Raw genomic sequence first — 13,816 nt, forward strand, 5'->3', positions numbered from 1 at the left:
GAAATCTAGGTTTTTTTGGAACATTTCTTCTGTTTCCGAACAAGGTCACGAGCATGTTAACTTCTCAGCTTTTTGACGAAATAGATCAAGCAAGAGCTGCTTGGTGTTTTTCAGAAATAGATGAGGTTCCTTATGAGATAAGATTCCTATAGGAATAAAAGGGTCCTCCATTTCGATTGGAACTTTCACAAACTCGTCTGACAATGGTGTAGAGGAAAGTACGACTCCGACGGAGGGGAATTCCTTTAGAAATGGCGGAATTGCTGAAATCTGGCTGATAGTATAAGTGAACGGCTCAATATTTATTCTTGAGAGTTCCTTTTGTAACTTCATGTGATATAAACAACTTTCCCCACCTATGATCAGTGGTTGTTGATAAAGATCCTTGATCAATGAAATCGTTCCAACTTGATCTGCCTGCTTTTTTGCGATAATAAAAGACATTTCCTCTTTGTACAATTCCTCAAACGGAAGTGGGTTCATCGCCGGTTCTCCTGCAATAGCAAAATCGATCTCCCCCTTGAGTAGCTGTTTGTGAAGGGAATCTGTATTACCGATGATAAAGTGGCATGTGATATTCGGTTTTTGCTTTTTGAAGGTTTGAAGGACTGAAGGAAGAATAGAGATAGCAATTGGTTCTATGACACCTATATTCAAGGTTCCGACTTCTTCTTTTTGGAGTTTTTGAGATTGATCTAATACAAAATTCCAGTGGAGAATCAGCTGATCAATCTCTTTGGCAAACAATTGCCCTGAAGGGGTTAATTCAGCCTCCCATCCTCTCACAAACAATTGAAACCCTAACTCCTTTTCTAATCGTTTGATTTGATTCGTTATCGTCGACTGTGCATAATTCAATTTTTGAGCGGCTTTTGAAAATGTCCCTTCTTGAATCACGGCTTGAAAAGCTTTTAATTCTTTTAAATCCATTTCTAATAATCTCCATTCGTTTTATGAATAATATTTTATATATTATTCAATTATACAAAACGAGTGTTGAGACGTAAAATGAAGTAAGACAGAAAGAGGAGTTGACATACATGCCATTTGTAAAAGTCAGTTATATGGAAGATGAGTACGATAAAGAAAGCTTAGCCTCAGTTAGCCAAACGATCATGAAGGCTCTGATGAAAGAATTTCATGTTCCTGAAAAAGACTACTTTCAGGTGTTCCATTCACATAAGAAAGAAGAATTTTATTATGACCCCAATTATCTTCTTCGTCATGATAGGGATCATCGTCTCTTATATATCCATATTACATGTGGTTCAGGAAGAACTTACGAACAGAAGCAGTCTTTATATAAGGAAATAGCTGACCAGTTATATAGCCAACTCCATATACCGAAAGAAAATGTATTCATTATGCTGGTTGAGACGGGCTTGGAGAATTGGTCCTTTGGAGAAGGACTTGCTCAAATGATCAAGTAACGAAATGAATGGAAGGGGAAATAGATATGCATCAACCAATTAAGTCAACTGTGAATTTAACCCTCGGAGATTTTGCTCCAGCATTTGTTGAGTACTCCGAAAAAGTTCTCTTTGGGGATTTGTGGCGAAGAGAGGAACTTTCGCTAAGAGATCGAAGTATGATTACAGTTTCAGCCTTAGTAAGTGCAGGCAGCCTAAATCAGCTGGAATACCATTTACATCTAGCCAAAGAAAATGGTGTAACGAAGAACGAATTGATTGAAGTCATCACACACCTTAGTTTTTATATCGGATGGCCTAAAGCAGCTTCAGCATTAGAAGCAGCTAAACACATGTTGGAGGAAAAATAAAACAATCAAATCAACGAGCCCTTATTTGAGTTAGGGCTTTTTTCTATGCGAATAAATTGGATTTTAAAATCTTCTATGTCATACTTTTGAATGAAATTGACTCAATAGAATTGACGCAAGAACCATGAATAGGTCAAGATGAAATAAACTGTAAGATAAATGGAGACGAATGATGATACATATCGTATTTGGGGCAGCACCTGCTGGTAGTTTAAAACAAGCATTAAGCAAAGTGAAGCAAGATCAGGCTGATGATATTATCGCCTTTGATGACATTTATTCGATTGGACCTCTTCTGCATTTGCATGAACATGAAGGACAGGAGAAGCGTAAAGAGTGGCTGCGTAAGGTGATATCAAATGAATTTGGACATATTGACGACATGGTCAACGATCAGCACAGAATGCTTCAGCAAATAAAAGATATAAAAGATGGCAGTCGTATACTCATCTGGACAGGCAGTAATGCACATGAGCAAATTGGTTTACGTTATGCCATCTATTTATTAAAAGAGAAAAGGATAGAATTGTCTTTAATCAATACAACGACTGCTTTTGACCAGCTGTTCAATACAAATACAAGAATAATGATCCTTCGACATGCCGGGGAGATCACATCTGAAAAATTTAAAATTTTGTACGAGAGTAAAGAGCATATTCACACAATGACAAAAGAAGAAAGAGAAAGATTACAAAACGAATGGCTTTCATTTGCTAAAGAAAATCATACGCTGCGGATATGGCAAAAAGGACAAACGATCAGCGTACCAGAAGATGAATTTGATGCTTATTTAGTGAAAATGGCTAAGCGAGTTCAGCAGTCCGAGTCAGAAGGGGAGTACATCAAAACTCCACGCTTAATTGGAGAAGTCATCGGTCATTTAGATCAGTATATCGGTGATGACTTTATTGAGTATCGTCTAAAGACATTAATTGATCAAGGTATTTTTGACATGATAGGAAAACGATCTTCAATGCGTTTTTATTCGATTAAGTTGACAGAATTCGGTCAGCACTTCAAAAAATGGGTGTGCTGTCGCGAGTTTGAGGATCACCCTTATGTGAAAATAGAAGGGACCTACGGTGGTGAACCTTTTCAATGTGGACACTGTCAATCCCATTTAGAAAGAGATGATGTACCTCTAAGCGATGCGCTCTTCTCGAAAATCTGGAATTGGGCCATACAGTATGGCCGCTGGTTTGATGAAGAGACAGAAGACTTGCTGCCAGATGGGGTAGAAATGGAAAAGAAGTTCAATCAAGAAGGAGAGCGCATGACGGAAGAAGTAAAACGTGCATTATCTCCTACGTATCAAGTCGAGTATAGCCCAAGTGAAATCACTCAACATTTTATTTAAAGAATGAATTTCAATCGCTCTGCACAAAATAAAGCTTTACATGATTAGTCATCATCATGTAAGATATGAAGAAATTAAAAGCGAAGAAAAGGACATGAGCAATTTGTACTGGTTACCAGAGAGGGAAGTCACGCTGAAATCTTCCTAACGCAGGAAAGTTGTCTTACCACCTTTGAGCTGTATTGGGGAAAATCGCAGTATCCAATACCGTCTACGCCACGTTACGGCACCAGAGCCATAAAGCGAATACGCATTATGGGAATTTGGGTGGAACCACGGATCACACATTCGTCCCTCTATGAGGGATGGGTGTGTTTTTTTGTTCACTCCTACATCATCATTACTTTGAAAAGGACATGAGCAGCTTTTAACGGTTACCAGAGAGGGAAGTAAAGCTGAAATCTTCCTAACGCAGAAAAGTTGTCTTACCACCTTTGAGTTGTATTGGGGAAAATTGCAGTATCCAATACCGTCTTTGCCACGTTACGGCACCAGAGCCATAAAGCGAATATGCATTATGGGAATTTGGGTGGAACCACGGATTACACATTCGTCCCTCTATGAGGGAAGGGTGTGTTTTTTTATTTCAAAAAAATGAAAGGTGTGTCAGTCATGAGAGAAAACATGGTGAAGATTCAATTTCCGGATGGAAAGGCGAAGGAGTTTTCCACAGGTACGACTGTCGCAGAAATTGCCTCCTATATTAGTCCGAGTTTAAGAAAGAAAGCAGTGGCGGGAAAGGTAAATGATCAAACAGTTGATTTAAGTTATGAGCTAAACAGCGATGCAGTGCTGTCTATTTTGACACTCGATTCGGAAGAAGGGCTTGAAGTGTTACGTCATACATCTGCACACGTATTAGCCCAAGCCGTGAAAAGGTTGTATGATGATGTAACACTTGGGATCGGACCTGTCGTCGAAAATGGATTTTACTATGATATGAAACTAAATCGAACTTTACGTTTAGAAGATCTGGCAGCGATTGAAAAAGAGATGGAAAACATCATGAACGAAAATCATCTGATCCAAAGAATCGAAGTGTCTTACAAAGAAGCTGAAGCGTTGTTTGCGAATGACCCATATAAGCTGGATATTTTAAAAGGTCTCCCTAAACAAGAGACAATCACGGTTTATCAGCAAGGAGAATTTATAGATTTATGCCGTGGTCCTCATCTGCCATCTACAGGATATATGAAGGCATTTAAATTAACACGTGTTGCAGGGGCTTATTGGCGAGGGGATCGCAATCACGATGTATTGCAGCGGGTGTATGGTGTTGCGTTTCAACATTCAAAACATCTAGCTGATTATCTTCGTTTCATAGAAGAAGCAAACAAGCGAGATCACCGAAAATTAGGCAAACAATTATCTCTATTTATGTTCTCTGAAGAAGCTCCAGGTATGCCATTTTATTTACCAAAAGGGCAAATTGTCAGAAATGAATTAATGGTTTTTTCAAGAGAAGTGCGAGGTAAAGCACAATATGAAGAAGTGAGTACGCCATTTATGATGAACCAAGAACTTTGGGAACAGTCAGGCCATTGGGATCATTATCATGAAAATATGTATTTCTCAGAAGTAGACCATACAAGCTTTGCTTTAAAGCCGATGAACTGTCCAGGGCATATGCTCATGTTTAAAAACAACTTATATTCATACAGGGATCTTCCAATCAGGATGGCCGAATTTGGTCAGGTGCATCGTCATGAATATAGCGGTGCATTAAATGGATTGTTCAGGGTCAGGACATTTTGCCAAGATGATGCCCATATTTTTTTGAGAGAAGATCAAATTGAGTCTGAAATCAAACAGATTTTCCAATTAGTTGATCACGTATATCGAACTTTTGGATTTGAGTATTCAGTTGAACTTTCGACTCGTCCAGAAAAAGCATTAGGGGATGATGCAATTTGGCATCTATCTGAAACAGCCCTAAAGAATGTGCTTGACCAGCTAAAGGTCGACTACCAGCTAAATGAAGGAGATGGGGCCTTTTATGGTCCAAAGATCGATTTTCATATTAAAGATGCACTAGAGCGGAGCCATCAGTGCGCCACAATTCAACTTGATTTCCAAATGCCTGAAAAATTTGACTTAACATATATCAATGAAAAAAACGAAAAGGTCCGGCCGGTTGTCATTCACAGTGCCATTTTTGGTTCTCTTGATCGTTTCCTTGGCATCTTAATCGAGCACTTTGCAGGAGCCTTTCCATTATGGCTAGCACCAGTACAAGTACAAATCATACCTGTCTCAAGCGTTCACCTCAATCACTGCTTGGAGGTTCAGCAGTACTTAAAAAGTGTAGGGATAAGAGTCACAATTGATGAACGGGATGAAAAACTCGGCTATAAAATGAGAGAAGCACAAATGCAAAAAACGCCTTATATCGCTGTGATTGGCGATAAAGAAATGCAAGAAAAAACGCTAAATATTAGGCGGCATGGAGAAAAGGCTTCAGAGCATATGTCTATGGAGGATTTTAAAGGCTCGATAGCTCAACAAATAAAACAAAGAAAGATTGCTCAAGAATTAGTGTGATGTTTTTCACCATTGATAAGGAAGATCGAAGGGTTAAGCGTTCATTGAAATGATGGGCGTTTAACCCTTATTTTCATTTGTTAAAAAACCGAATAAACGGATGAAAGGGAAAATATTGAAACATTTACTCAATAAAATCGTAATATAGATAGAGCGCTCATCAGAAACATTTGAAACGGAGAGGAGCATTACATGGAACAAGCAACGCTAAAAAAAATGAGAATAAAACAAATAGCCGCCTCTAATTTAATAGCCGGTATCATGATCGTCGCTTTTTTTATCTTGATTCAAATTTCTGAAATTCGATTTACACATTTCTTTTTTTGTTTAGGGATTTTAATGCTCCTTCAAAGCATTTTTGGTTTTATCAAAAAAGGATCGACGAAGTCTTTTATTCCACTTTTTGAACAGGTAGCCATTTATGAAAAGACGAAATTGGGGAAAGAGTGGGAAAAAGAACAGAGAACAGAAAATATTTGGAAATTGATATTGAGTGGGCTTTTGTTCTTTCAGGCATTTAGCTTCCAAAATGTCACGAATCCATTCTTTGATATAGAACCTATATTTCTAATTTTTTTATTGGTTATTGCTCTAGCCCTTATCAATGTAAGCATGCTTTTTCGCTTTAGAAAAATTGACCGATCAACTGAAGAGCATGAATTAAAAGGGTATACAAAGGAATCAAACATGATGGCAATAGCTTTAGGTTTCTTGACAGTTATCGTTATATTTTTCTTTATCATCGTCTTTGTCCTTCCATAAGACTGATTACTTAACATTTTGAGGTGAAATAAATGAATGCAAACATTCAACAACTGATAGATCAGACAAGGATGAAATTTGGCTTAGATCATTACCATTTAAAAAGACACGGTTTTTATCGATATGTCAACATGTTCAATGAAACCATTTATAAATTGAATATGGAGTGGTTTCCTCCTTATGAAACGGAACCTGAGGATGACGATTTAAACCCTGATGGCACAGCCGTGATTGAAGTGAATTTGAATACGGGACAGGTTGAGAGTGCGGTTTTTGTTATGGGCAAGACATATGCAAAGAAAGGGGTTCAGTTTGATAACGCCCATCCAAATGAAGTCATCAAATGGATTGAACAAGAAACAAATTTGATCTATGGAGAGCATTTTCACTTACATAAGGAGAAAGAAGGGGAACTTCTTTTCGAAGAAAAAATGGATGATGTACCAGTGACTCCTTCAGGCATGATAGAGGTGAAATGGGATGAACATGGACAACTCATTTACTTTATTCATCACGGGCCATTTCTAGCTAAAAAAATGCTGAGAGCTGAAAAATATTCGCTTTTCATTGAGATGATCGAGAGCTTAGCACAGCAGCAAGTGCAAAGGGTAGAATGGCCTTCCTTTGAGCAGAATAAAATTCGACCTGTTTATGCGTTAGAAGAAGTGTATGTTAAGAATGATGGAACAGGAACGATTCCGTTTGAAGATACGAGTCAGGAACATCACTGTTTCAATATTAATAAAATCATAGAATGGGAGGACCCGATAAGTGAACCTTTTGTAGGAAAGGAATTGAATATTCAAGAAGATATCTCAGCTGATCAAGCCTTTTCATGTGAACCTTCACCAGATACAATGCCAATTTCAGAAGAAGAAAAAGATAGGTGTTTGAAAGCAGTTCAAATCTTTTTGCGGCAGGAATATCCTAACGACACCGGAAAATGGATCTTACTTTCTCTCCACCGTGATCATGGTTACATTCATGCAACAGTAAAAGCAAATACACAAGAGAAAAGCGTGCTTACAGGTAAAATCATGATATTCATTGATGCCTATACATTTGAAGCAGTCAATTACATAGATAGACAACAAATGTTCAAGATGTGTGGGATGTTGGATGAACTCCAATCTCCAGATAAAATCACCCTATCAAAGGAAGAAGCCTTTGAAAAATTGAGAGAGTACCTGGAGCTTACACCCATCTATGTCTTTGACTTTGCGCAAAAACAATATGTTTTATGCGGAAAACTGGATTGTCATTATGGGGTAGATGCAGCCAGTGGTGAAGTCATTCCATTACAGGACATTTGAAGTAATGAAGACAAGGCACTTTACGACTTTTTAAAGAACAGTGAGGAGCTGTTCTTTTTTCTGTCTATTTAACCTATTTTTTGAAGAAAAATGGAATTTTGTAGCAGGAAGTTGTCGTTTCATCACGAAAGAAAACAGATAAGAATATGATCATAGGTCCATCGTTTGGATTCGTGGTTGAGTTAATGAGAAGATATAGTAAACGTCATATATACTAAACAGTCGTGACAGTACAGTTGATCTACAATTGATCTCTAGAATAGAGAAATTGTGTCTCAAGTAGTATGCGAAAATACGTGTGCCGAGATCATATGATGAGTTGATTACGTTTATGTTTAGGTGAGTTTGAAGTCAAGATAGAAGAAAGTGAGGATATCTACCTTGAGTACATTGGAAGTGTTTCGTCAGTTTTTGGTTGACCATTATCCTGCGTTACAAGATGAGCTTTGGCTGAAAGATGTTGATACCCTTCGAACCTCTCCTATTCTTCATCCTTTTCTGAAAAGCAAGCTGCCAGAGGGGATCGAAAAATTCACTTGTGTGCTATTCACGCAGCAGACAGATCAAACAGCTGCCCCGCTCAAAGTATATCTTCTGTTAGATGAATATGAGCAGTTAATTTACGCCATTGATTTGATGAATGAACAGATCGTACTTCATTAAAAAGAAAGGGAGGAGAGCATCTCCTGCCTCAGCTTGTAGAGAAACCTATGTTTTTCTACAAGCTTTTTTGTTTTAATAATGTGTTTTTCATCTTTATGAAAGAAACAAAAAAAGGACTCCCACACCCCTGACCTAGCTTCGCTAGTGTGTGGCAATCTTCTTCATATTCTGGCAAGCGGCTGTGAGGAGAACTTGTTCTTCGTTCACATTTCGTTCCCCTCAATCGGCAGCAGCGAAGCCCATGCAGCTGTTTTGAATCTGCAAAGCAGCGCTCTATTTTTTTGTAGAGGATTTTTCCCGAGTCAGGATTTTGTCTACAAGCTGAAACAACCCGTTTTCAAAAGAAAATGGGTTGTTTTTAGTGTGAAGAGAAGGCTTTATTGTGTCAGTTTGATCGCTTGGTCCAGAACTTTTGCTCCGTTCATCATTCCATATGCCATTTGGTCAATGATATCGACCGGTGTCTGGTATTGTTCCGCTCGTTCTGCAATTTGTGTTTTTAAATAGCGGACTTGCGGTCCGATCAATATGACATCAATATCATTCATATGGCTTTGTAAATCCGCTTCAGCATAAGCGTTGATTTCAACGACTATTTTACGGCTTTCCGCTTCTTCTCTCATTTTTTTCATCAGCATGCTGGTCGACATGCCGGCAGAACATACAAGTGCTATCTTCATTTTGGTTTTCCACTCCTCAGCTCTTGATATAATTGAATCATTTCTTTCGCTACATCTTTTACAGTCATTGACGTCATCAAATGGTCTTGTGCATGGATTAACAATAGATTGGGTGAAAGGCCTTCACCTTGTGCTTCTTTTTGCAATAAGCGGGTTTGTGCCTGATGCGCTTGAAGCAGTTCCGCTTCTGCTTCTTGGATCTTTTGATTCCCTGAATCGTACTCGTTATTTTTCACATGCTGTAATGCTTCCATTGCAGATGAACGCGCATTTCCAGCATGCAAGATGATTTCAAAAGAGACCTGTTCTAAATGTAGTGTGTCCGCCATGATATTCCCCACCTTGTTTAGTTATTTTGTTGCCTGATGCAGAGAGGCTCGTTCTGCTGCTTTAATGAATGGCAGGTAAAGCAAGACAGCCAGCACCAAGTTGAAGATTTGCAGAAGGACTCCCCGGATTGATCCTCCGGTTACGAGATAACCGCTGACAATCGGCGGCGTCGTCCACGGAAGAATAGCTACAGTTTTCGGAACGAGTCCACAGGCTAAAGCGATGTACGACGTCACCGTTAAAACTAATGGAATCAATAAAAATGGAATGAACATAATCGGATTTAATACGATAGGAAGGCCGAACAGAATAGGTTCATTAATGTTAAAAAGGCCGGGTGCGAAGGATACCTTTCCGATTGTTTTGTAGTGCTTCGATTTCACGCCGATGAAAATAGCAGCGAGCAAAGCCAATGTTGTCCCCGATCCTCCCATAAACACATAAGAATCAAAAAAGGGCTTCGTCACGATATAAGGCACTTCAAACGCGCTCATTCCTTGCGAGAATAAATGCTGATTTTCCTGAATGAGCGGAAGATAGATGGATTCCATGATCGGTCCTAGAATATTTGTTCCGTGCAATCCGAAAAACCAAAGCAAATGATTCAAAAAAGTAAAAATCAAAGCTGATCCAATCGTGTTGGAAAGGCCTTGCAACGGTTCCTGGATCGAGCTGAAGACTAGCTCGTGGATGCTTTGACCGAAAAAATACACGATCAGAGTGTTAAATAATCCTGCTGCCGCCAATATCACAGCAGCCGGCAATAAAGCGTTCAAGGATTTTGTAACGCCATCAGGTACACCATCAGGCATTTTGATTTTAAGTTTCTCATTTTGAGAGAAGAGCCTAAATGCTTCCGTTGATAGCAAAGCCACGATTAATCCAACGAAAAGACCTTGAGCCCCCAGCCAAGTCATTGAAAAACCAAAGTCTTCTGTCGTCGGTGTAAGTACGGCAAATGCCCCGACCCCGATTAATGCGGCAGAAAGACCATCAGTCTTATAAGACTCTGCAAGCTTGAAACTGATAGCTGCAACGGCCAGCAGACTTAAAATAGCAAATGATCCATTCCATATAGCTCCGCCGGCAGCCGTCCATCCTTCTCCAAAAAGACTCGTCATGAAATCTTGAAATGCCGGTATAGGGAAATGATTGATCAGTATGGCAAGAGAGCCGATGATGATTAAAGGCATAATGGCAATGAATCCATCGCGTATGGCAATTAAGTGCCTTTGGGAGCCGATTCTTCCAGCGATCGGCATGATTTTAGATTCGATGAACGCCATGGTTTTATTTTGTTTCATATTGTACAGCCTCCTCAAAGAACTGGGGAAGATAACGTTTATGAGCCTCAAGCATTTCATTCATCACCGTTTGGGCTTTATGATCAGATGAAATTAGCGGATTCATGATCATAGCGGAATACAATATGTTGTCATCACCCGTGATCGCTGCTTCGATAACTAATTGTTCGAATTTTTTCATAGAGATCACTGCCCCGCTGATTGAATCTGGCAGTTTTCCGACTGTCAGCGGTATAGGGCCGCTTTTTGTGATGACACTGTTGACTTCAATCACTGCATCATGTGGAAGATCTGGTATGCTTCCTTTATTCAATGTGTTGACGGTCTGAATATCCATCGAATGATGATAAAGCGAGTTCATTAATGAACAGGCTGCTTCACTATAATAAGCCCCGCCGCGTTCTTCCAATTCTTTAGGCTTTTCATGGAGGTCTGCGTCTTTGTATTTTTCAAACAGCTGCTTTTCTACGTTCAAGACAGCTTCTGCGCGTGTCCCTTTGTTTTTGTATGCTTCGATATCTTTTGCAAGTACATCTTCATACTGATAATAATACTGATGATACGGATTCGGAAGCATGCGCAAAGAACGTAAAAATTGGCGATTCCAAGGCAGCATCGCAATATTGGAAGGAGAATAGTCTATGGTGTCATTCAATAGAAGACCTATTGCCTCTTCTGTGCGGTCAACCCCGTCAATCCACACCTTTTGTCCGAAGACAAAATGGTTAAGCCCTGCGAATTCAATCATGACACGGTTCACATTCACGTCAAAAATTTCTGCAATGCTGTTTTTCATGTTATAAGGGATATTGCAAACCCCGATGACTTTTTGATGGGATCCATGTTTCAATAAAGCTTCAGTCACGATGCCTGCTGGATTTGTAAAATTGATCAGCCACGCTTCTGGACAAATCTCGTTTATATCGCGAGCGATATCCAGCATGACGGGAATGGTCCGCAAAGCTTTAAAAATACCGCCGGCGCCATTTGTTTCTTGGCCGATAAGACCATGGCTGAGCGGGATTCTTTCATCCATCGCTCTGGCCTTCAATCCTCCGACTCTTATTTGAACCGTGACGAAATCCGCATGTTTCAGCGCTTTCGCACGATCTTTTGTATAGCTCAATTCAATCGGAACATCCGCATGTTTGATCATTCGCTTCGCGAGTTCTGAAGTGATGCGTACTTTTTCTTCCCCTTCCTCAATGTCGACGAGGACAATCTCTTTCACTGGAAAATGCTGATACCGTTTGATGATACCTTCAATGATTTCTGGTGTGTAGCTTGATCCCCCGCCTATAATGACTAACTTCAACGCCATAATCCCCCTCCTCAAATCTCTATTTTTGAAAGCGCTTTACACAATTGGAATTTAACATGTAGTAACAAATTTGTCCATACATATTTGTTATGATAAATTATTTTTTTTGAGAACTTTTTGTGCTATTCTATAGTTAATAATGTCACTCTAAAGGAGAAAATAAATGGCAAAGCAACCACAACTCCACAGTCGAATTAAACAAGATATTGTAGATAAAATAGAGAGCGGTTATTACCCGTCTGGCAGCCTGCTTCCGACGGAGTCCGAATTTTGCAAAATGTACGATGTCAGCCGAACAACGCTGCGGACTGCCTTGAACCATTTGCTTATGGAAGGAGCTATTTACCGCAAACAGGGGAAAGGGACATTTGTCGCCAAAGGAAAAGTAAAGCAGATCTTAAGTTCCAGCAATCTTCGCTATGCAGATCAATTAAAAGCGCAAGGTATTAAACCGAAAATCAAAGTTGTCGATTTGCAAAAATTAAAACCAGCCAAAAAGATCCAAAATTGCCTTGGGATTGATGATGAACAAATGGTCTATCAGGTGAAGCGGATTCGGTATGCGGATGAGGAAGAAATCCAGTTCGAAATGGCCTTTATCAGAGCCGATCTCGTGCCGGAGATAACGGAAGAAATGGCCAATATTTCTCTGTACCAGTGTATTAACAGTCAAGGAAATACGATTAAAAGAACCGAGGAGCAAATCAAAATCTTTATTTCGGATGAAGAAATTGCACAGCATTTGAATATCACAAAAGGCACGCCCTGCTTCCAGATTGCAACACAAACATTTTTGGCGTCTGAAGAAGTCGTGGAGTTTTCTCTGGCTTATTTCCGCGGAGACCGCGTTGAATTCTTCATAGAACGCGACTATGAAGAAAGAGGGGATGAAGGATGAAAGCTTTGATCATAAACGCCGATGATTTTGGATTTTCACGGGGAGTCAACCTCGGCATCATTGATGCGTTCCAGCGAGGGGTGCTCACATCGACTACGCTCATGACCAATATGCTAGAAATGGAACATGCCGTCTTACTTGCAAGGGAAAATCATGAACTTGGGGTCGGCGTTCACTTAACATTGACAGCAGGACGTCCGCTTCTCAGCGGCCTGCAAACGGTTACGGAGGAAGATGGGAATTTTCGCAAGCTTTCATACTATCAAGGTTTTTTCGACATCGATCTTGATGAAGTGTATCAGGAATGGAGAGCACAGATAGAAAAAGCCCTCTCCTGCGGCTTGCATCCGACGCATATCGACAGCCATCATCATATCCATACATACGGAAATCTTCCCGAGGTGTTTGTGAAACTGGCAAAAGAGTATGATCTTCCCTGCAGAAAGGTGAACGATCATCATCCTTCCTTGTGGAAGAATGTGAGATCGAATGATGCCTTTGAGTTGAAAGTGGACAGATTGAAAGACTTATCATCCTTCCTTGATCTTCATCAAGACGCAGAAGTCATTGAAGTCATGTGCCATCCGGCTTATGTTGATAAATTACTGCTCGAAAAATCTTCATTCCATTATCCTCGGGTTTATGAGCTTTCATTACTGACTGATCCTTTGTTGAAAGCGGCTTTAATACAATGTTCGGATATTCGCCTTATTTCTTATGCCGGTCTTTAAATCTACAATTCTTGTAAAAATATGAAAAGGGCTCATGAGAACGTCGGCTTGCCGTTCTCCAAGTCTTGATGCTGGAAATGTCTCAGGCATTTTCAGCATTTAATGCAAAAATAGCATTGACAATTCAGAATATTCT

14 protein-coding genes, 1 pseudogene and 2 other annotated features are annotated in these 13,816 nt (G+C 39.8%); of the genes and pseudogenes, 9 read left to right on the plus strand and 6 right to left on the minus strand.

What is annotated here, in order from left to right:
* Positions 1-45: 45 nt before the first annotated feature.
* Entirely contained in the window at positions 46-930 is an 885-nt protein-coding gene (locus ACYH0L_RS03940) for a LysR family transcriptional regulator (RefSeq protein WP_482354383.1), read from the minus strand.
* A 110-nt stretch (positions 931-1,040) separates the two neighbouring features.
* On the opposite strand from ACYH0L_RS03940, the gene ACYH0L_RS03945 reads away from it, so the two are divergent.
* The 7 genes from ACYH0L_RS03945 (at position 1,041) to ACYH0L_RS03975 (ending at position 8,416) form a co-directional block, all read left to right on the plus strand.
* Positions 1,041-1,430, plus strand: a complete 390-nt coding sequence (locus ACYH0L_RS03945) for a tautomerase family protein (protein WP_482354384.1) — start codon at positions 1,041-1,043, stop codon at positions 1,428-1,430.
* A gap of 26 nt (positions 1,431-1,456) precedes the next feature.
* The gene (locus ACYH0L_RS03950) at positions 1,457-1,780 is read left to right on the plus strand and encodes a carboxymuconolactone decarboxylase family protein (protein ID WP_099727643.1); all 324 of its coding nucleotides are present in this window, start codon (positions 1,457-1,459) and stop codon (positions 1,778-1,780) included.
* Between the two features lie 169 nt (positions 1,781-1,949).
* Complete coding sequence (locus ACYH0L_RS03955) at positions 1,950-3,137, plus strand: DUF1835 domain-containing protein (protein WP_482354385.1); 1,188 nt, start codon at positions 1,950-1,952, stop codon at positions 3,135-3,137.
* 74 nt (positions 3,138-3,211) lie between these two features.
* Positions 3,212-3,436, plus strand: a binding site (T-box leader).
* 37 nt (positions 3,437-3,473) lie between these two features.
* Positions 3,474-3,698 (plus strand) — a binding site (T-box leader).
* Positions 3,699-3,749: 51 nt separating this feature from the next.
* The gene (gene thrS / locus ACYH0L_RS03960) at positions 3,750-5,678 is read left to right on the plus strand and encodes a threonine--tRNA ligase (RefSeq protein WP_482354386.1); all 1,929 of its coding nucleotides are present in this window, start codon (positions 3,750-3,752) and stop codon (positions 5,676-5,678) included.
* Positions 5,679-5,870: 192 nt separating this feature from the next.
* Positions 5,871-6,440 (plus strand): hypothetical protein, encoded by a 570-nt coding sequence (locus ACYH0L_RS03965; RefSeq protein ID WP_327925365.1) that lies wholly within the window; start codon positions 5,871-5,873, stop codon positions 6,438-6,440.
* Positions 6,441-6,472: 32 nt separating this feature from the next.
* Positions 6,473-7,753 carry a hypothetical protein gene (locus ACYH0L_RS03970; RefSeq protein ID WP_327925366.1) on the plus strand — a complete coding sequence of 427 codons (1,281 nt, stop codon included), beginning with the start codon at positions 6,473-6,475 and terminating at the stop codon, positions 7,751-7,753.
* A 381-nt stretch (positions 7,754-8,134) separates the two neighbouring features.
* Complete coding sequence (locus ACYH0L_RS03975) at positions 8,135-8,416, plus strand: hypothetical protein (protein ID WP_099727639.1); 282 nt, start codon at positions 8,135-8,137, stop codon at positions 8,414-8,416.
* 141 nt (positions 8,417-8,557) lie between these two features.
* Here ACYH0L_RS03975 and ACYH0L_RS03980 read toward each other — a convergent pair.
* The 5 genes and pseudogenes from ACYH0L_RS03980 to ACYH0L_RS04000 all read right to left on the minus strand — a co-directional run.
* Positions 8,558-8,699, minus strand: a pseudogene (locus tag ACYH0L_RS03980) (transposase); the annotation flags it as partial.
* A 94-nt stretch (positions 8,700-8,793) separates the two neighbouring features.
* Positions 8,794-9,096 carry a PTS sugar transporter subunit IIB gene (locus tag ACYH0L_RS03985; RefSeq protein WP_230031564.1) on the minus strand — a complete coding sequence of 101 codons (303 nt, stop codon included), beginning with the start codon at positions 9,094-9,096 and terminating at the stop codon, positions 8,794-8,796.
* Positions 9,093-9,425: a PTS sugar transporter subunit IIA gene (locus ACYH0L_RS03990; protein ID WP_249705298.1), complete on the minus strand. Its 333-nt coding sequence runs from the start codon at positions 9,423-9,425 to the stop codon at positions 9,093-9,095. The genes ACYH0L_RS03985 and ACYH0L_RS03990 overlap by 4 nt, the downstream gene beginning before the upstream one ends.
* A gap of 21 nt (positions 9,426-9,446) precedes the next feature.
* Positions 9,447-10,730 carry a PTS cellobiose transporter subunit IIC gene (gene celB, locus ACYH0L_RS03995; protein WP_482354387.1) on the minus strand — a complete coding sequence of 428 codons (1,284 nt, stop codon included), beginning with the start codon at positions 10,728-10,730 and terminating at the stop codon, positions 9,447-9,449.
* Positions 10,717-12,051 carry a 6-phospho-beta-glucosidase gene (locus tag ACYH0L_RS04000; RefSeq protein ID WP_482354388.1) on the minus strand — a complete coding sequence of 445 codons (1,335 nt, stop codon included), beginning with the start codon at positions 12,049-12,051 and terminating at the stop codon, positions 10,717-10,719. Before ACYH0L_RS04000 ends, celB begins: the two co-directional genes overlap by 14 nt.
* Before the next feature lie 163 nt (positions 12,052-12,214).
* Here ACYH0L_RS04000 and ACYH0L_RS04005 point away from each other — a divergent pair, with 163 nt between their 5' ends.
* Both ACYH0L_RS04005 and chbG read left to right on the plus strand, forming a co-directional pair.
* Positions 12,215-12,949 carry a GntR family transcriptional regulator gene (locus ACYH0L_RS04005; RefSeq protein WP_482354389.1) on the plus strand — a complete coding sequence of 245 codons (735 nt, stop codon included), beginning with the start codon at positions 12,215-12,217 and terminating at the stop codon, positions 12,947-12,949.
* The gene (chbG, locus tag ACYH0L_RS04010) at positions 12,946-13,680 is read left to right on the plus strand and encodes a chitin disaccharide deacetylase (RefSeq protein ID WP_410611297.1); all 735 of its coding nucleotides are present in this window, start codon (positions 12,946-12,948) and stop codon (positions 13,678-13,680) included. Before ACYH0L_RS04005 ends, chbG begins: the two co-directional genes overlap by 4 nt.
* Positions 13,681-13,816: the final 136 nt, after the last annotated feature.

The sequence above is a fragment of the Bacillus sp. MC1252 genome (assembly GCF_056838025.1).

What these genes read in the sequence shown, in the direction of transcription:
- ACYH0L_RS03950 (WP_099727643.1), top strand. Translation starts at nt 1,457, where the DNA reads ATGCATCAACCAATTAAGTCAACTGTGAATTTAACCCTCGGAGATTTT.
- ACYH0L_RS03990 (WP_249705298.1), bottom strand. Translation starts at nt 9,425, where the DNA reads ATGGCGGACACACTACATTTAGAACAGGTCTCTTTTGAAATCATCTTG.
- ACYH0L_RS03955 (WP_482354385.1), top strand. Translation starts at nt 1,950, where the DNA reads ATGATGATACATATCGTATTTGGGGCAGCACCTGCTGGTAGTTTAAAA.
- ACYH0L_RS03965 (WP_327925365.1), top strand. Translation starts at nt 5,871, where the DNA reads ATGGAACAAGCAACGCTAAAAAAAATGAGAATAAAACAAATAGCCGCC.
- ACYH0L_RS03940 (WP_482354383.1), bottom strand. Translation starts at nt 930, where the DNA reads ATGGATTTAAAAGAATTAAAAGCTTTTCAAGCCGTGATTCAAGAAGGG.
- chbG (WP_410611297.1), top strand. Translation starts at nt 12,946, where the DNA reads ATGAAAGCTTTGATCATAAACGCCGATGATTTTGGATTTTCACGGGGA.
- thrS (WP_482354386.1), top strand. Translation starts at nt 3,750, where the DNA reads ATGAGAGAAAACATGGTGAAGATTCAATTTCCGGATGGAAAGGCGAAG.
- ACYH0L_RS03985 (WP_230031564.1), bottom strand. Translation starts at nt 9,096, where the DNA reads ATGAAGATAGCACTTGTATGTTCTGCCGGCATGTCGACCAGCATGCTG.
- ACYH0L_RS04005 (WP_482354389.1), top strand. Translation starts at nt 12,215, where the DNA reads ATGGCAAAGCAACCACAACTCCACAGTCGAATTAAACAAGATATTGTA.
- ACYH0L_RS03970 (WP_327925366.1), top strand. Translation starts at nt 6,473, where the DNA reads ATGAATGCAAACATTCAACAACTGATAGATCAGACAAGGATGAAATTT.
- celB (WP_482354387.1), bottom strand. Translation starts at nt 10,730, where the DNA reads ATGAAACAAAATAAAACCATGGCGTTCATCGAATCTAAAATCATGCCG.
- ACYH0L_RS03945 (WP_482354384.1), top strand. Translation starts at nt 1,041, where the DNA reads ATGCCATTTGTAAAAGTCAGTTATATGGAAGATGAGTACGATAAAGAA.
- ACYH0L_RS04000 (WP_482354388.1), bottom strand. Translation starts at nt 12,051, where the DNA reads ATGGCGTTGAAGTTAGTCATTATAGGCGGGGGATCAAGCTACACACCA.